The sequence below is a fragment of the Acinetobacter sp. AYS6 genome (genome assembly GCF_025630795.1).
Lineage (GTDB): Bacteria > Pseudomonadota > Gammaproteobacteria > Pseudomonadales > Moraxellaceae > Acinetobacter.
The window spans coordinates 417,260-434,232 of the sequence record NZ_JAOTNV010000004.1 but is presented as its reverse complement, the minus strand read 5'-3'; the positions used below and the strand labels follow the sequence as shown (position 1 = coordinate 434,232).

The 16,973-nt window shown below is 41.0% G+C and carries 15 protein-coding genes; 7 read left to right on the top strand and 8 right to left on the bottom strand.

Features of this window, described 5'->3' with window-relative positions:
• Positions 1 to 9 precede the first annotated feature (9 nt).
• Both adeG and adeF read right to left on the bottom strand, forming a co-directional pair.
• Positions 10 to 3,189 (bottom strand): multidrug efflux RND transporter permease subunit AdeG, encoded by a 3,180-nt coding sequence (gene adeG, locus OD757_RS02905; protein WP_263030803.1) that lies wholly within the window; start codon positions 3,187 to 3,189, stop codon positions 10 to 12.
• Between the two features lie 6 nt (positions 3,190 to 3,195).
• On the bottom strand, positions 3,196 to 4,416 hold the full coding sequence (adeF, locus tag OD757_RS02900) for a multidrug efflux RND transporter periplasmic adaptor subunit AdeF (protein WP_263030802.1): 1,221 nt from the start codon (positions 4,414 to 4,416) through the stop codon (positions 3,196 to 3,198).
• 198 nt (positions 4,417 to 4,614) lie between these two features.
• Between adeF and OD757_RS02895 the strand changes: the two genes are divergently transcribed.
• The 5 genes from OD757_RS02895 to OD757_RS02875 all read left to right on the top strand — a co-directional run bounded on the left by OD757_RS02895 (position 4,615) and on the right by OD757_RS02875 (position 8,880).
• A complete protein-coding gene (locus tag OD757_RS02895) occupies positions 4,615 to 5,643 on the top strand; it encodes a LysR family transcriptional regulator (protein WP_009389953.1) in 1,029 nt (342 codons plus the stop codon).
• A 174-nt stretch (positions 5,644 to 5,817) separates the two neighbouring features.
• Positions 5,818 to 6,603, top strand: coding sequence for an ABC transporter substrate-binding protein (locus OD757_RS02890; RefSeq protein WP_263030801.1), 786 nt, complete (start codon positions 5,818 to 5,820; stop codon positions 6,601 to 6,603).
• Positions 6,604 to 6,694: 91 nt separating this feature from the next.
• On the top strand, positions 6,695 to 7,384 hold the full coding sequence (locus OD757_RS02885) for an ABC transporter permease (protein WP_263030800.1): 690 nt from the start codon (positions 6,695 to 6,697) through the stop codon (positions 7,382 to 7,384).
• Complete coding sequence (locus tag OD757_RS02880) at positions 7,381 to 8,094, top strand: ABC transporter permease (protein WP_263030799.1); 714 nt, start codon at positions 7,381 to 7,383, stop codon at positions 8,092 to 8,094. The genes OD757_RS02885 and OD757_RS02880 overlap by 4 nt, the downstream gene beginning before the upstream one ends.
• 9 nt (positions 8,095 to 8,103) lie before the next feature.
• On the top strand, positions 8,104 to 8,880 hold the full coding sequence (locus tag OD757_RS02875; RefSeq protein ID WP_263030798.1) for an ABC transporter ATP-binding protein: 777 nt from the start codon (positions 8,104 to 8,106) through the stop codon (positions 8,878 to 8,880).
• A 138-nt stretch (positions 8,881 to 9,018) separates the two neighbouring features.
• Here OD757_RS02875 and abeS read toward each other — a convergent pair whose 3' ends face one another.
• From abeS to OD757_RS02855, 4 genes are all read right to left on the bottom strand, one after another.
• Positions 9,019 to 9,348, bottom strand: coding sequence for a multidrug efflux SMR transporter AbeS (gene abeS / locus OD757_RS02870; protein WP_003650669.1), 330 nt, complete (start codon positions 9,346 to 9,348; stop codon positions 9,019 to 9,021).
• A gap of 236 nt (positions 9,349 to 9,584) precedes the next feature.
• Positions 9,585 to 9,848: a YfhL family 4Fe-4S dicluster ferredoxin gene (locus tag OD757_RS02865; RefSeq protein WP_263030797.1), complete on the bottom strand. Its 264-nt coding sequence runs from the start codon at positions 9,846 to 9,848 to the stop codon at positions 9,585 to 9,587.
• Between the two features lie 2 nt (positions 9,849 to 9,850).
• Entirely contained in the window at positions 9,851 to 11,221 is a 1,371-nt protein-coding gene (gene yegQ / locus OD757_RS02860; RefSeq protein WP_263030796.1) for a tRNA 5-hydroxyuridine modification protein YegQ, read from the bottom strand.
• A gap of 56 nt (positions 11,222 to 11,277) precedes the next feature.
• On the bottom strand, positions 11,278 to 12,744 hold the full coding sequence (locus OD757_RS02855; RefSeq protein ID WP_263031013.1) for a PLP-dependent aminotransferase family protein: 1,467 nt from the start codon (positions 12,742 to 12,744) through the stop codon (positions 11,278 to 11,280).
• A gap of 229 nt (positions 12,745 to 12,973) precedes the next feature.
• On the opposite strand from OD757_RS02855, the gene OD757_RS02850 reads away from it, so the two are divergent.
• Entirely contained in the window at positions 12,974 to 13,843 is an 870-nt protein-coding gene (locus OD757_RS02850) for a PhzF family phenazine biosynthesis protein (protein ID WP_263030795.1), read from the top strand.
• A 52-nt stretch (positions 13,844 to 13,895) separates the two neighbouring features.
• On the opposite strand, the gene OD757_RS02845 is transcribed toward OD757_RS02850, so the two are convergent.
• Complete coding sequence (locus OD757_RS02845) at positions 13,896 to 14,675, bottom strand: ferredoxin--NADP reductase (RefSeq protein WP_004791202.1); 780 nt, start codon at positions 14,673 to 14,675, stop codon at positions 13,896 to 13,898.
• Positions 14,676 to 14,776: 101 nt separating this feature from the next.
• Between OD757_RS02845 and tsaA the strand changes: the two genes are divergently transcribed.
• The gene (gene tsaA, locus OD757_RS02840; RefSeq protein WP_263030794.1) at positions 14,777 to 15,511 is read left to right on the top strand and encodes a tRNA (N6-threonylcarbamoyladenosine(37)-N6)-methyltransferase TrmO; all 735 of its coding nucleotides are present in this window, start codon (positions 14,777 to 14,779) and stop codon (positions 15,509 to 15,511) included.
• 6 nt (positions 15,512 to 15,517) lie between these two features.
• On the opposite strand, the gene OD757_RS02835 is transcribed toward tsaA, so the two are convergent.
• Positions 15,518 to 16,789 (bottom strand): MgtC/SapB family protein, encoded by a 1,272-nt coding sequence (locus OD757_RS02835; protein ID WP_263030793.1) that lies wholly within the window; start codon positions 16,787 to 16,789, stop codon positions 15,518 to 15,520.
• Positions 16,790 to 16,973 lie beyond the last annotated feature (184 nt).

Genomic DNA, 16,973 nt, shown 5'->3' with positions numbered 1-16,973 from the left:
ATGTCCTCCTTAATGATCATGTGGAGTAGATAAAGGTGCTTCATGAACTGCTGCTGAGTGCAATTTATGTTTGCTGTTCAGTGTACGAATCAGGACATAAAAGGCAGGGGTCAGGAACAAACCAAACAGCGTTACACCGATCATGCCGAAGAACACCGCAATACCCATAGCATGACGCATTTCAGAACCTGCACCTGTTGAGGTAACCAGTGGTACGACACCCATAATGAATGCAATAGAAGTCATTAAAATTGGGCGTAAACGTAGATGACTTGCTTCAACAGCAGCTTTGAATGCAGTCGCACCTTGCATTTCGAGTTCCCGCGCAAATTCGACAATTAAGATGGCATTCTTACAGGCCAGCCCGACCAGTACCATCAGACCAATTTGGGTAAAGATGTTGTTATCTCCACCTGTCAGCCAAACACCTGTCAGAGCTGCCAAGATTCCCATTGGCACAATTAAAATTACAGCTAAAGGCAAAGTTAGACTTTCATATTGAGCGGCTAAAACTAAGAACACCAGTAATACACTAATTGGGAATACCCAGAGTCCTGCATTACCAGCCAAGATTTTTTGGTAAGTTAAATCTGTCCATTCAAACTTGATACCACGTGGTAGAGTTTGAGCAGCAATACGTTCAACCGCAGCTTCTGCTTGGCTAGATGAATAACCCGGTGCAGGGCCGCCGTTAATATCTGCTGAGGTATAGCCGTTATAACGAACTACCATTTCTGGACCATAGGTTTGAGTTACATTCACCAATGAAGATAACGGCACCATTTGTCCGGCACTGTTACGGGTTTTAAGCTGCAAAATATCTTCAGGGTTAGCACGGAAAGGGGCATCGGCTTGTGCTCGAACCTGATAAACACGTCCAAAGCGGTTAAAGTCGTTAACGTACTGAGAACCTAAATAAATCTGCATGGTGTTGAACACATCTGTTACTGCAACACCTTGTTGTTTGGCTTTTACACGGTCCAGATCTACGTTCAGTTGAGGTACGTTAATTTGATAACTTGAGAACATTGGACCAAGTTCAGGGGTTGATTGTGCTGCTTTCATAAAGTTTTGTGCAGCATCATTCAAGGCTGAATAGCCTAAGGCACCTCGGTCTTCGAGTTGAAGTTTAAAACCGCCCATGGTCCCTAAGCCCATCACTGGTGGTGGTGGGAAAACTGCAATATAGGCATCTTGAATGGCTGAATATTTCTGGTTGAGCGCACCTGCAATCGCATTGGCAGATAGGTCTTTAGCCTTACGTTCATCAAATGGCTTTAAGGTCACAAAGACAATGCCAGCGCTTGAGCTGTTGGTAAAACCGTTAATTGAGAGGCCGGGGAAGGCAACAGCACTTTCTACACCAGGCTGTTTAAGTGCGGTGTCACTCATTTTACGAATGACCGCTTCGGTACGATCTAATGACGCACCATTTGGCAGTTGAGCAAAGCTAATCAAATATTGTTTGTCTTGAGCGGGTACGAAGCCACCCGGAACAATATAAGAAATCCCAACGGTTAAGCCTAAAAGTGCTGCATAGACACCCATTGCTGATGCTTTATGGGAAATGACACGACTTACGCCTTTACCATAGTTGTCTGACGCACGTGTAAATACACGGTTGAATAATGCAAAAAAACGTCCAAATATACGGTTCATAATGCGTGTTAATGCATCAGGTTTAGCATCATGTCCTTTCAGTAGCATGGCTGCTAAAGCAGGCGAGAGCGTCAGTGAGTTAAATGCCGAAATGACCGTTGAAATGGCAATGGTCATGGCAAATTGTTTATAGAATTGCCCTGTTAAGCCTGTCATAAAGGCAAGAGGTACGAATACTGCAACCAGTGTTAAGGCGATCGCAATAATAGGCCCACTCACTTCTCTCATCGCGCGATAAGTTGCATCTCTTGGACTCAAGCCTGCTTCAATATTCCGCTCGACATTTTCGACGACGACAATTGCGTCATCGACCACAATCCCGATGGCAAGTACCATCCCGAACAGTGAAAGCGCATTGATTGAGTAACCAAAAGCGAGCATGAGCGCGAATGTACCAATAATTGAAACTGGTACTGCGAGCAATGGAATGATTGAAGCACGCCATGTTTGTAAGAATAAAATAACAACCACAACAACCAATGCAATCGCTTCAAGCAAGGTATGAACGACCGCTTTAATACTGGCACGTACGAACTGGGTTGGATCGTAAACGATGTCGTATTTAATTGAGGATGGGAAATCTTTTGAAAGTTCTTTCATCGTGCTACGCACTTGATCAGAAACTTGCAAAGCATTAGCACCCGGTGCTTGGAAAATTGGAATCGCTACAGCTTGTTTATTATCGAGTAATGAACGCAAGCCATATTGTGAAGCTGCAAGTTCAACACGAGCAACATCACCTAAGCGAGTGACAGCGCCATCTGGTGCAGTTTTTAAAATGATATCTGCGAATTCTTGCTCAGTCGTTAAACGACCTTGAGCGTTCACTGAAAGTTGTACAGGAGAATTAGTTGGCGATGCACCAATGGTACCTGCTGCAACTTGAATGTTTTGTTCGCGGATTGCGCTCACAATTTCAGTTGCAGTGAGATTGCGTTGCGCTACTTTTTGTGGGTCGAGCCACACACGCATTGCGTAGTCCCCAGAACCAAATAAACCGACTTCACCTACTCCTTGTAAACGAGCTAAACGGTCTTTTACGTTGAGCACCGCGTAGTTACGCAAGTAGGTCATGTCATAGCGATTATCTGGTGAGGTCAGATGCACAACCATGGTTAAGGTAGGTGAACTTTTTAAGGTAGTAACACCTAAGCGCTGTACGTCTTCAGGTAAACGAGGCAATGCTTGCGACACACGGTTTTGAACCAATTGTTGAGCTTTATCTGGGTCGATACCAAGCTTAAAGTTCACGGTAATGGTTAAGTTACCGTCGCTGTTTGCTTGAGATTGCATATACAGCATGTCTTCTACACCGTTGATCGACTCTTCAAGCGGAGAAGCAACAGTTTCAGCAATTACTTTTGGGTTAGCACCCGGATATTGAGCACGTACCACCACAGATGGCGGAACAACTTCCGGATATTCAGAAATCGGTAATTTAAATACCGAAAGTAAACCGGCAAGTAGAATCAATACTGATAACACACCAGCAAAGATCGGCCGATCAATAAAAAATTTAGAAATATTCATATGTGATTAACCTTTTGCCGGAGTTGATGTTTTATCTGTTGGCTGAGGTTGAGGAGTGGTGCTGCTCGCAGTGATTTGTGCATTTGGCATTGGGACGAGGTGCGGGGTCACAGGATCACCCGGACGAATCCGCTGTAAACCATTTACCACAATACGGTCACCTGCTTGTAAGCCACTATTCACGATTTGCAAGCCATCTTGTTGGGTGCCAAGTTTTACTTCACGGTAAGCAGTCTGATTTTTAGCATCGACTACAACAACAAAACGTTTATCTTGATCAACGCCGACCGCGGTTGGACTAATCAGAATTGCTGAACGTGGTTGACCACCACCCAGACGGATTCGAGCATATAAACCTGGTAATAAGACCCCGTTTGGATTGTCGAAAGTCGCGCGAACACGAATCGTACCAGAGGTCGTATCTAGGTTATTGTCGATTGAGTTGATCGTTCCTTCGCGAGAAAAACCTATTTCATTGGCAAGTCCCATATAGACAGGAACTTGTGCAGAGTTACGCTGGTTGCTGATGTATTTGAGGTAAGTTTGTTCATCCACATCGAAAGATGCGTAAAGGCGAGATACAGAGACTAAACTTGTTAAAACCTGTGCTCCATTACCAGCAGAAACCACGTTGCCTACGGTTACTTCGGCACGAGAAATTCGACCACTGACTGGTGCAGTAATACGGGTGTACTCAAGATTTAAACGTGCAGACTGAACGGCTGCTCTAGCGGCTTGCAGGTTGGCATTGGCTGAGCGCGCATCATTTTCTGCCAGATCTAGCTCTTGGCGTGATACAGCGTTACTTTGAATGAGGCGTTGAATACGGGAAAGATTAGAACCCGTATAAGTGACTTGTGCCTCAGCCGAAGCGAGTTGAGCTTGGGCACGATTGAGTTCTGCTTCGAAAGGACGCGGGTCAATTGTAAAAAGTAAATCACCTTTTCTAACGAGGCTTCCATCTTTGAAGTGTACAGCAATGAGTTTGCCCGAGACTTGAGGGCGAATATCGACTTGGTCGATCGCTTCTAGGCGACCGGAATATTCTTGCCAATCGGTAATGGTTTTGCTGATGACATTGGAAATATCAACAGTAGCAGCTTGTTGGGCTGTCGTCGGTGCAGCTTTTGCATCGGCATTTTCATGTAAAAACATAAAACTGCCACCCGTTGCCAAAATGGCAACAAAGAGGGCAGACAGCGCGAACTGTTTGCGAGAAAATGACATGAGGTGCTCCTACTTATTTGGATACCTGTTTTTCAGACTTTTAATTATGGTCCGTATGGGAGAAACAGGGTTTATGGGATGGACGGAGCATAAAAGTTTGTCAATCACGAATAAATATATTAAATTCGATAACACTATTCGTATTTTTATAACAATTGATGTGTTTGAATGAAAAAATGCATTGATAGGAGTGTGCGTGTGGATCTATTTCATGCGATGAGAGTATTTAACAAAGTTGTCGAAACAAATAGTTTCAGTTTAGCGGCTGATAGTTTAGGCCTACCGCGTGCTTCTGTGACGACAACGATTCAAGGTTTAGAGAAACATTTACAGGTTCGCTTATTGAACCGAACCACCCGAAAACTCAGTCTGACACCAGACGGCGCGGTTTATTATGAACGTACTGCGCGAATTTTAGCCGATGTTGAAGATGTTGAATCGAATTTCCATGATTCGGAACGTGGACCACGAGGACGTCTACGCATTGATGTTAAAGCTTCAATCGGACGACTCATTCTGATTCCGATGCTTTGTGATTTTCATGCCAAGTATCCCGATATTGATTTGGTGATTGGCATGAGTGATCGTCCTGTCGATTTGGTACAAGATGCGGTGGACTGTGTCATTCGTATTGGTCAGTTGAAAGATTCAAGTTTGGTTGCACGCCGTATCGGAACAATTCAGTGTGTAACAGTTGCTGCACCTCGTTACTTGGCGGAACATGGCGAACCCAAAACTATTGATGACTTAAAAAAACATCAGGTCGTGCATTACTTTAACAGTCGTACTGGACGCAATATCGACTGGGATTTTATGGTGGATGGTGAGATTCATAGCGTTGGTGTGAAAGGGCGTGTTTCTGTCAACGATGGCGATTCATATGTTGATTTGGCTGTGCAGGGTTTTGGTTTAATTCAATGCCCATATTACATGGTAGCGAAACATCTAGAAGATGGCACGCTCAAGGAAGTGCTGACTGAATGGTTGCCTGCACCTATGCCAATATCAGTCGTATATCTACAGAACCGTCATTTATCACCTAAAGTTCGAGTGTTTGTGGATTGGGTGGCTGAATTATTTGCTGGTTGTCCATTGTTGAGTGGTTGTTCAATGCTATGGGATCAGAAATGTGAATTTGCCAGTGCTAAAGAACATAACCATGAATATACCATTCGGACATTGGTCGAAAATGAAAATATGGCAGAAGCCTATGCACTCAAAAATTAGTCTCGTCGTTTGAATGATTTTTCAGCATTTAATCAGGTCATGTGATCTGCTGTTTTGACATCTTCATAAATCCTTAATTTATGGTATAGAAATTGCAATTATTTCGACAGAAGAGTAAGTTAGAAATACTCAAATTTTTATCACCTTATTTGGATTTTAAGGAGAAGCTTCAAGATGGCAAGCTTTATGAAAAAAATGTTCGTTTCAACAACCTTAGTTTTGGCTGCTGTTGCAACGAATGTACAAGCAAAGGATTGGAAGGTGATTCGTTTTGGTACGGAGTCCTCTTATGCACCGTTTGAATATAAAACACCAGATGGCAAATTAACTGGTTTTGACGTTGATTTGGGTAATGCTATTTGTGCAAAACTCAAAGCCAAATGTGTTTGGGTTGAAAACTCTTTTGATGGGATGATTCCGGCACTTAAAGCGAAAAAGTTTGATGGCATTCTTTCATCAATGACGGTCACTGATGAACGTGCGAAACAAATTTTGTTTAGTAGCAAAATCTACAATACACCAACGCGTATGGTCGCAAAAAAAGGCTCACCATTATTACCGACAGCGGCATCATTGAAAGGAAAGCGTGTAGGCGTACAACAGGGCACAATTCAAGAAACTTACGCTAAAACCTATTGGGCACCAAAAGGTGTGAGTGTTGTTCCTTATCCAACTCAAGATTTGATTTACCAAGACATGATGTCTGGTCGTTTGGATGCAACTTTACAAGATGCAATCATGGTTGATGGGGCTTTCTTAAAACAACCAAAAGGCAAAAACTTCGCTTTTGTCGGTGGCAATGTGGTTGATGCAAAAACACTGGGCGTAGGCGCAGCGATTGGTTTACGCAAAGAAGATGCAGATTTGAAGGCGAATATTGATAAAGCACTCGCAGCAATCATTGCGGATGGTACATACAAGAAACTAGAGAAAAAATATTTCTCCTTTAACATTTACTAATGATGTGAAAAATGTCGGCTTAGTGCCGACATTTTTAAATCTATTCTCATCTCATCAATATTAGATATGGTTTTTAAGGAGAAGATGAGTCATGTTTTTATCTGGCTATGGACCACTCCTTCTCAGCGGGACATGGATGACGCTACAGCTTGCGCTATTGTCACTTTTGCTTTCTGTCATTATTGGCTTAATTGGTGCGAGTTCAAAACTCTCTAATATTAAAGCATTACGCTATATTGCGACTGCCTATACCACACTCATCCGTAGTGTGCCTGATTTGGTCATTATGCTGCTGTTATTTTATAGCTTGCAGTTGGGTTTAAACCAAATTACTGAATCACTGCACATGGACCAAATTGACATCAACCCATTTGTGGCTGGTGTGATTACTTTAGCGTTCATTTATGGTGCATATTTTACAGAGACCTTTCGTGGTGCATTTCAATCGGTTCCAACGGGTCAAATTGAAGCAGCAATGGCCTATGGTATGACCCCTTGGCAGGTTTTTCGTCGTGTTTTATTCCCACAAATGATGCGTTTTGCATTGCCGGGTATTGGTAATAATTGGCAAGTCTTGATTAAGGCAACTGCACTGGTTTCCATTATTGGCCTCACTGACATTGTAAAAATTACGCAAGATGCGGGTAGAAGTACCATGCAACTGTTCTTTTTCAGCATCGTGGCTGCTGCGATTTATTTGGCAATTACCACTATGTCAAATCTCATTTTAATGTGGCTTGAACGTCGTTATTCTGCTGGTGTGAGGAAGGGACAACTATGATTGAAATCCTTCAACAATATTGGCAGGCATACCTTTGGACAGATGGCTTACAAATGACCGGAGTGGCGATGACTGCTTGGTTATTGGTGGTTTCTATTGGCATTGGTTTTGTGCTTGCTGTGCCTTTATCACTTGCACGAGTATCAGAAAATCTTTGGTTGCGTGGTCCAGTTTGGTTGTTTACCTATGTTTTTCGTGGGACTCCACTGTACATCCAATTGCTGATTATTTACTCAGGTATCTACAGCTTTGATTACATCCATGAACATCAGACGCTCGATGCATTTTTTCGAGAGGGCATAAATTGCACCATTTTGGCATTTGCGCTCAATACTGGTGCATATACGACTGAAATTTTCGCTGGAGCGATTCGTTCTATTCCACATGGCGAAATAGAAGCCGCCCAAGCTTTTGGTATGTCAAAATGGAAACTCTACACACGTATTATTATTCCATCGATGTTGCGCCGTGCCTTACCATTTTATGGCAATGAAGTCATTTTGATGTTGCACGCGACAACCATTGCATTTACAGCAACTGTTCCTGATATTTTAAAAATTGCGCGTGATGTAAATGCGGCAACCTATGACACCTTTAATGCTTTTGGGATTGCCGCGGTGTTATATGCGATGCTGGCATTTATTTTGATTTGGATATTTCGTCGGCTTGAAAAACGTTGGTTGGCATTTTTAAAGCCATCGAATCATTAGGAGTTATAAATGGAACAAGTGGCAAAACTAGTGATTCGTGATTTACACAAAACATTTGGCGATCATGAAGTACTAAAAGGGATATCACTTGATGCAAATGCTGGTGATGTAATTAGTATTATTGGTTCATCTGGTTCAGGTAAAAGTACTTTGCTGCGTTGTATCAACTTTTTAGAGCAACCGAGCAATGGCACCATTAAGCTCAATGGCGAAAAACTACGTACCGTCTTTGATAAAAAAGGCAATTTAAAAGTGGTTGATTCAAAGCAACTACAGAAAATGCGTACTCAGCTCATGATGGTGTTTCAGCACTTTAATTTATGGTCTCACATGACAGTGCTTGAAAATGTCATTGAAGGGCCAATTCACGTACTCGGAGTTAAACGTGCTGAGGCCGAAGACCGTGCACGGAAATATCTACGCAAAGTTGGATTACCTGAAAGCGTTGAAAGTAAATATCCAGCATTTTTATCTGGTGGTCAGCAGCAACGTGTAGCGATTGCTCGTGCTTTGGCGATGGAGCCGGAAGTCATGTTGTTTGATGAACCAACCAGTGCGCTTGACCCAGAGTTAGTGGGCGAAGTACTGAAAGTAATGCAGGGTTTGGCTGAAGAAGGGCGTACCATGATTGTGGTGACACATGAAATGGGCTTTGCACGTCATGTATCTAATCAGGTGATTTTTTTGCATCAAGGGAAAATTGAAGAGCAAGGTCATCCTGATGAAGTCCTTAACAACCCAAAAAGTGAGCGTTTAAAGCAATTTTTAACGGGCAGTCTGAAATAAGCTGTTCATACTCGGCTGCTTACTGGCAGATATATTGTTCAGGCACGAGTGTTAAAAATTTAAAGTTATTTTTATTGTATTTTAAACATTTAGGCACCCTAGACCAATAAGGTACTACGGGTGCTTTTTAATTGTAATTTATAGATGGGTATTTTTAGAAAATACATTAATAATGATAATACCTGCGATCATTAAAGTAAGACCAATACAGGCTGCCAAGTCTAAATGCTGTTTATAAAATATCCAGCCAATTGCAGAAATTAAAATAATACCTGCACCCGACCAAATGGCATATGCGATTCCGATCGGAATCGTTTTTAAAGTCAGGGACAATAAATAAAACGCAATCGCATAGCCCACAACTGTAATAATGGATGGAATAGGAACAGTAAAACCTTGAGATGCTTTTAAAGCTGAAGTTGCAATAACTTCACAAGCAATCGCAATTGCTAAATAAAGATAAGACATAGGGAGCTGCGCCAGAATGAGTTTTAATCAATCTACATGAAATGTTGAAATGGATTGGCAGTTTTAACGATTGTTTAATTTTTTTGGTACAAAATTACCAGTAAATCAAACTGAACTGATAAATTGATTTTATCACTAGCCAAGTGTTCTCAGCTATTTATTCATTTATTTAATCATTGAGCTGCATAGTCATAAAAAGAGGATCAGTAACTTTAGCCTGATCCTCGATAGTTTTTTTAAGAAATAGATTCGCCGAGTAAATTTAACTCTTTAAATTTCTCTAGCAGTTGCTCTTTATTTTCAATATGTGCAGAGTCTTGTTTAATACAATCAATTGGACAAACGGCTTTACATGTTGGCGCATCATAAAAGCCTACGCACTCGGTACAACGAAGTGGATCAATTTCATAAACTTTGCTCCCTTCAAAAATAGCGATGTTGGGGCATTCAGGTAAGCACATATCACAATTGATGCAGTCACTCGTAATCAAAAGCGCCATGTTTAACTCGCTGAATAAGCCAATGTAGATGCAGTAATACTTTCTTTCGCATGCGGCAAATTGCGTACGAGTAGGGCATAACTAACATCAACATTTTGTAAGAGTGGAATCTCAACAAAATACCCCGAACCTTTAGCATCTGTAGTTGGGTTGCCTTTTGAATCGCGCATTTCGGTTAAGGTAAAGGTGATATTGCCTTGAGGTGTCATGAGTTCAAGTGAGTCACCCACCACAAAACGGTTTTTAACTTCAATGCGAATATAATCGCCGTGACGTTCTAATACTTCGCCGCAAAATTGTTGATAGTCGAAATGCGATGAACCATCAGCATAGTTTTGATATTCACTGTGTACATGCCGTCTTAAAAAGCCTTCGGTATACCCGCGATTTGCCAACCCTTCGAGCTGAGCCATTAAGCTTGGGTCAAAAGGTTTACCTGCTAAAGCATCATCAATAGCTTTTCGATAAATTTGAGCAGTGCGGGCACAGTAAAAATATGATTTAGTACGACCTTCAATTTTGAGTGAGGCGATGCCCATTTTGGTTAAACGATCTACATGTTGTACCGCACGTAAATCTTTAGAGTTCATAAAATAAGTACCATGTTCATCTTCTTCGGCAGCAAACATTTCTTCATCATTACGTTGTACAAGCAAAGTTTGAGCTGAAGTTGTCTCTGATTGCGCTGATGAGCAGCAAGACTTCTCTGACATGTTGAGCTGAGTGACTGGAATCACATCGCCGTTTGCATCTTCTCGGGCTTCATGCAACTTATAGTCCCAACGGCAAGCATTGGTACAAGCACCTTGGTTGGCATCACGTTTGTTCATATATCCAGAAAGTAGGCAACGGCCTGAGTAGGCCATGCATAGTGCACCATGTACAAAAACTTCGAGTTCAATGTCTGGCACATGTTGCTGGATTTCTTCTATTTCCTCTAATGACAACTCACGAGATAAAATGACACGGCTTAAACCGTAATCTTTCCAAAATTTAACAGTGGCCCAGTTAATGGCGTTGGCTTGAACCGATAGATGAATTTGTACTTCTGGGAAATGCTCACGCACCATCATAATTAAGCCCGGGTCAGACATAATAAGAGCGTCTGGTTGCATAGCTACAATCGGCTCAAGATCACGAATAAAGTTTTTTAATTTGCTGTTATGAGGCTGAATATTCACCACAACATAAAACTTTTTGCCCAAAGCATGAGCTTCATCAATCCCAATTTTTAAGTTGTCATGATCAAAAGCATTATTACGCACACGTAAACTGTAACGTGGTTGGCCTGCATATACGGCATCTGCACCATAGGCAAATGCATAGCGCATGTTTTTTAGTGAACCTGCGGGAGAGAGAAGTTCGGTTTTCATAAAATAAAAGGCATAAAAAATATATGGTTTTATTTTATTAACTCCACATTTTGGATTCAACCTACTGAATTAGTAGGGATTTGACCACTATCTTTTTGTACGGGCAGCATATTTTTTGCTAGCTCTCCTAAGCGCATCAAAGCATTTAACATTTTGGGATTTAACTCAAAACAAGCTGCAATACGTAAACAATGGCTAAAGCGTTTATCAGCCGAACATAAAATTCCTGGCATGCATAAGATTTTTTCATCCATTGCCTGATGAAACAGTTCTAATGCATCAATGGATTCGGGGAGCTCTAACCACAAAATAAATCCTGCTTGCGGACGGCTGACTCGGGTACCGAGTGGAAAATAACGACAAATATAAGATTTTATGGTGTCAATTTGTTGTTGATAGCGTTTTTTAAGATGCCTTAAGTGTAGATCGTAACCACCATTTTCTAAGAAAAGTCCTAAAGTTTCTGTGAGTAAAGCTGGCTCGGCAACAGTGGTTGTAAATTTAAGCTGCTGCACAATATTACGAAAGCGTCCAGCTTCTAGCCAACCAATTCGATAATCAGGTGCTACAGTCTTGGTATAGCTACCACACACCAAAACCCATCCGTTCTGGTCAAACGCTTTGATGTTTGGAATGAGAGGTTCACTCAGTTGCAGTTCGGCGTACATTGCATCTTCAATGACGGGAACCTGAAACTGATTAGCTAACTCTGCCAAGCGACGACGGTTACTTTCAGGCATGCTAAAACCGAGAGGGTTATGTCCTGTTGGAATGCTTAAAATAGCTTGCACATTTTTTGATTTTAATAGCTCTTCAAGAGTATCTAGACACATGCCTGTATGTGGTGAAGTTGGAACTTCTACAATTTTTCGACCTAAATTATGAAGAAGCGGGTACAGATTATGAAATGTAGGGATCTCAAGTGCAATGCTGTCACCGGCTTGAGTCGTTGCCATAATCGCGAGACTTAAAGCCTCCATCGTGCCGTGAGTCAGCACAATGTCATCTGCTGAAAGAAACATACCAAGCTGTAAGCCTCGCCTAGCAATTTGAGTACGTAAACGTATGGATCCGGGCGGTAAAGTATAGTTTTTAAAAATGTCCGGCTGTGTTCGTAAAACTTGAGCAGTTAAGCGTTTTAAGCGGTCAATCGGATAGAAATTTTCACCAGCAGGGCAAGCTAAAGCCAAATTGATATAGTCGGGGTCCATCTGTTTTTTAACAATTTGCGCGAGAAAACAGCTAATTCCTGAAAGTGATACTTTTTCTTCACTGACATAACGTTCTTCGAGTTCTAGTAAGTTTGAAGGTGCATGACAAACATAGTAACCAGACTGGGGGCGAACAGAAATTAAACCTTGGTCTTCAAGCTGACGATAAGCTTCTTTTACGGTGTTAATGCTGACCTGATAATGATTTGCGCAGTCGCGAATTGATGGTAAGCGTGAACCAATAGGCTGCCTGCCATTCTGAATTTGCAGGGTTAGGTCATCACTCACTTTTTTATATTTGTACATGTCAATTCATTAAAAAACCAAAGCAATGGTTACACTTTATAGCGATCTCTTATTTAACTCAAATATTGTGATGACATTAGATTGGTCGGTTTATTTATGATTTGAAATTAGCAACTGTGTCTATTATTTTTCATATTAACTGATACTGTGATCATTAAAAATAAATCAGTAAGATCAAGAAATGGTGAGGATTTAAAGCCATATTTTTTAATATTAAAATCAGTAGGAGAGGTCTATGTCTGTTGTTGCATTTAAACAAGTTGATGTTTTTACTTCACAAGCATTTAAAGGAAATCCTGTTGCGGTCATTATGGACGCCAGCACCTTAACATCTGAGCAGATGCAAGCCATTGCGAACTGGACCAATCTTTCTGAAACCACGTTTGTACTGCCTGCGACCAATGCGCAAGCAGACTATCAGGTTCGAATTTTTACTCCGCAAAGTGAATTGCCATTTGCAGGACATCCTACAATTGGTACTGCCTATGCTTTGCTTGAAGCGGGCTTCGTGACAGCTAAAGAAGGTAAACTGGTACAGCAATGTGGTGCGGGTTTGGTAACGCTTACCGTGAGTGGCTCAAGTCATATTTCATTTGAACTCCCTAAGCCTAAAATTACTCTACTCGATGCAGAACATACTCAGAAATTGGCAGAAATTTTAAAATGTGAAATTAATACTCAATGGAATGCCACACTGGTTGATGTGGGCGCGCGTTGGGTTGTATTACAAGCGGTAAATGCCCAAGCTGTTTTAGCGACCCAACCAGACTTTGCTGCTCTAAAAGAACATGATTTAGAAATGAAAGTTACGGGCGCCACAGTTTTCGGTTTTTATGAAAATAATGATGAGCATAAACGTATAGAAGTTCGTTCATTTGCACCTGCATGTGGTGTAAACGAAGATCCAGTTTGTGGTAGTGGGAATGGGAGTGTGGCATCTTTTATTCGTTATCATGGTATTTTGCCAGCACAAAATGATGCTGTGCTTTCTTCACAAGGCCAGGCTTTAGGTCGTGATGGACAGCTGAAGCTTGAATTACATCAAGATAAAATCTTAGTGGGTGGAACCGCCGTTACTTGTATCAACGGTACGATTAACTTATAAAACAATTAAAAAAACCGAGGACCTTGCCTCGGTTTTTTTAATTAGAAAAATCTTATTTTTCTACGAAAGCACGTTCAATCACGTAGTCGCCCATTTCACCCATACGAGGTGATTCAACTAAACCATGTTGGTCAAGTAACGCAGCCACATCTTTTAAGAATGCAGGGCTACCACAAAGCATGGCACGGTCAGTTTCACGGTTGAAACGTGGTAAACCGATTTTTTCAAATAAAGCGCCAGTTTCAATTGCAGTGGTAACACGGCCTTGAGTGTGGAAAGGTTCACGAGTAACAGTTGGGTAGTAAACAAGCTTGTCTTTAATACCTAACTCTTCAAAGAATTCATGGTTCGGTAATTCGTTCAAGATCAGGTCTTGGTAAGCTAATTCAGAAATATAGCGTGTACCATGAACAACAATCACTTTTTCAAAACGTTCGTAAGTTTCTGGGTCACGAATAATTGATAAGAATGGTGCAAGGCCAGTACCAGAAGATAAAAGGTACAAGTTTTTACCCGGTAAAAGGTCATCATGAACCAAAGTACCTGTCGGTTTTTTAGAAATTAAAATTTCATCGCCAACTTGTACTTTTTGCAAAATCGAAGTTAAAGGACCGTCTTGTACTTTAATTGAGAAAAATTCTAACTCTTCTTCGTAGTTTGCACTTGCAATCGAATACGCACGCATTAACGGTTTGCCATTCACTTCAAGTCCGATCATTACGAACTGACCATTTTTAAAACGTAAGCTAGTGTCGCGTGTAGTTTTAAAACTGAAAAGGGTGTCATTCCAGTGGTGAACATGAGTAATGCGTTCGACGTTAAAAGCAGCCATTAAAGGTCTCGATCACGATTAAAAGAAAACAGATTGCTATTCTAATCTAATTTCATTCCCGATAAACTGAATATATTTAATTGTGTTTATAAGAAAAAGTGATGATCAATTCTGTCACCTTCCCCGTAATTGGCCATATGTGTTCTCCTTATCGTGAAAAATTTGGTATTCCACGCCAGCCTAATTTGGTCAATATTGAGTCTTATATCGACATGGTAGATCCGTATAACGACTTGTTAGCATTTGAGGGAATTGAGCAATTCAGTCATCTCTGGTTAGTCTGGCAGTTTCATGACAATAAAAATCAAGGGAGTATAGAGAAGTTCCGTGCACAGGTTCGTCCACCACGTTTAGGGGGCAATGAAAAAATTGGCGTATTTGCTACACGTAGCATGTATCGACCATCACCACTAGGCCTGTCAGTTGTAAAGCTTAATAAAGTAGAAAAAGTCGGTAAGTCTGTTCGCGTCTATGTCACAGGAAGTGATTTATTAGATGGCACTCCAATTTTAGACATCAAACCCTATATCCAATATTCTGATGCAATTGCCGATGCACAGAGTGGTTATGCTCATGCAGAACCAGAACGTAAGTCAGTCATTTGGTCAGAAGCTGCGTTAACAGCGCAAAAATATTTTCTGCAAAATAATGAAATAAATTCACAGTACATTGATGAGCTTGAGCAAGTTTTAGCTTTAGACCCTCGACCAGCCTATCAAGAAGACCCAGAAAGACTCTATAAAATGAAATTTTCAGACTTTGATATTCATTTTAAAGTTGATCAATTTGTCGTTACTGTGGTTGATGTAGTGAAGGCATCTACAGTGGCACAATAGAAATCTTTAAAACCAATGGATGTTGAGCCAAAGTAAACTAATAAATATAGCCATATGAATGAGTTGGGCGGGAATAAAAGCAAGAGCATAGCGTAGCCCGCCCGAAATTGCAGAGTTCACACTTTTGGCAAGCGCATGAACTGCAAAACCTCCCAAAAAGGCAATTAATAAAGGCGTCATATGTGCGCTATCGGGTTCACCTTGCACAATGACCGCTGCAATAGCTGCATGGATTTCAAATAAAGAAGCAAGTAAGGTCCCCGCGATTAATCCTGCATCACCTAAAGATATACTTAAGCCATAAACACCTGCCTGAATGAGGGTAAGTGTGCCTGCAATAATAATGGCTTCTTTTAAGCTGAACATTCTGGAGTCGAGTTCGGGCGAAGTTGTACTGGGCTCTGCTTTACGTAATAAAATGAAAGCCCAGATTGCTAAAACTGCCACTGCAATAAGGGTAGGAAATATAATCAGCTTAAACCAAGCAAAGCTAATCCCAATCACAATAATTAAAGTTTGAATCAGTGTGGAAACACACGACATTAATGCAGCGCCTGCATTTGTAATGGCATTGGCTCTGCCAGAACGTACTTCCAAGCCTAAACTGGCAATAGTTGCTGTACTAGAAACAAATCCCGAAGCTAAAGAAGAGAGTAATAAAGCGTTTTTAGATGAGAGTAACCGCTTCGCAATATGGGCGAGTGCTTGTACAAATAAAATTAAAGTCAGTAATTTTAAAATGACATGTGGATTTAAAACTGGCCCCCAGAAAGGTTTATTGGGAACTAAAGGCAGCGCTATTAAAAGTAAGGCGAGTAGGAAAATACCATCACGCAATTCTGATTCGGTAATCCACTGACTGGCAATGCCATGCATAGATTGTTTAGCCAATAAAATAATGGTCATGATGACGGCGAGGCCCGCAGCCAAAGAGATATTCCAAATGCAAAGTGCCCCAATGAAGTAAGTCATAATAAAGGCGAGTTCGGTGGTCACACCGGGGTCATTGGGCTGATTTTTAAGAGATACAATACTAATTGCCCCAATGAGAAGGGCACCTACAATTCCAATTTCAGTTCCGAATAAAAAGCAGATTGCACCGAGTAGGGAACTAATTGCAAAAGAACGAAATCCGGCAAAAGTTTTGTATTCATGTTTGAACTTGCTTCGTTCACGTTCTAAACCAATTAATAAGCCACAACCGAGCGCCGCAGCAATCACAGTAATGAAGTCTTCAAATGATGTTGTTTGTAATGACATTGTCATTGGAAGTTCCATATTACTTCCTCTTTGGTTTATTGTTATATAGGATTGAGACACTTTAAAATCATATATTCACGTTCAGTTTATGCTTTTTATTATAGTGAGCATAGTGTCTTTTTTAGACAAGGTAACCTAAAAAATATTTTCATAAACATGAACTATGACGCAAAAAAATATTAAGTTGAGAATTTGTTTAATT

Excerpts from the sequence above, each read along its gene's own strand:
- adeG (WP_263030803.1), bottom strand. The coding sequence starts at position 3,189 with ATGAATATTTCTAAATTTTTTATTGATCGGCCGATCTTTGCTGGTGTG.
- adeF (WP_263030802.1), bottom strand. The coding sequence starts at position 4,416 with ATGTCATTTTCTCGCAAACAGTTCGCGCTGTCTGCCCTCTTTGTTGCC.
- OD757_RS02890 (WP_263030801.1), top strand. The coding sequence starts at position 5,818 with ATGGCAAGCTTTATGAAAAAAATGTTCGTTTCAACAACCTTAGTTTTG.
- OD757_RS02885 (WP_263030800.1), top strand. The coding sequence starts at position 6,695 with ATGTTTTTATCTGGCTATGGACCACTCCTTCTCAGCGGGACATGGATG.
- OD757_RS02880 (WP_263030799.1), top strand. The coding sequence starts at position 7,381 with ATGATTGAAATCCTTCAACAATATTGGCAGGCATACCTTTGGACAGAT.
- OD757_RS02875 (WP_263030798.1), top strand. The coding sequence starts at position 8,104 with ATGGAACAAGTGGCAAAACTAGTGATTCGTGATTTACACAAAACATTT.
- abeS (WP_003650669.1), bottom strand. The coding sequence starts at position 9,348 with ATGTCTTATCTTTATTTAGCAATTGCGATTGCTTGTGAAGTTATTGCA.
- OD757_RS02865 (WP_263030797.1), bottom strand. The coding sequence starts at position 9,848 with ATGGCGCTTTTGATTACGAGTGACTGCATCAATTGTGATATGTGCTTA.
- yegQ (WP_263030796.1), bottom strand. The coding sequence starts at position 11,221 with ATGAAAACCGAACTTCTCTCTCCCGCAGGTTCACTAAAAAACATGCGC.
- OD757_RS02850 (WP_263030795.1), top strand. The coding sequence starts at position 12,974 with ATGTCTGTTGTTGCATTTAAACAAGTTGATGTTTTTACTTCACAAGCA.
- OD757_RS02845 (WP_004791202.1), bottom strand. The coding sequence starts at position 14,675 with ATGGCTGCTTTTAACGTCGAACGCATTACTCATGTTCACCACTGGAAT.
- tsaA (WP_263030794.1), top strand. The coding sequence starts at position 14,777 with ATGATCAATTCTGTCACCTTCCCCGTAATTGGCCATATGTGTTCTCCT.
- OD757_RS02835 (WP_263030793.1), bottom strand. The coding sequence starts at position 16,789 with ATGGAACTTCCAATGACAATGTCATTACAAACAACATCATTTGAAGAC.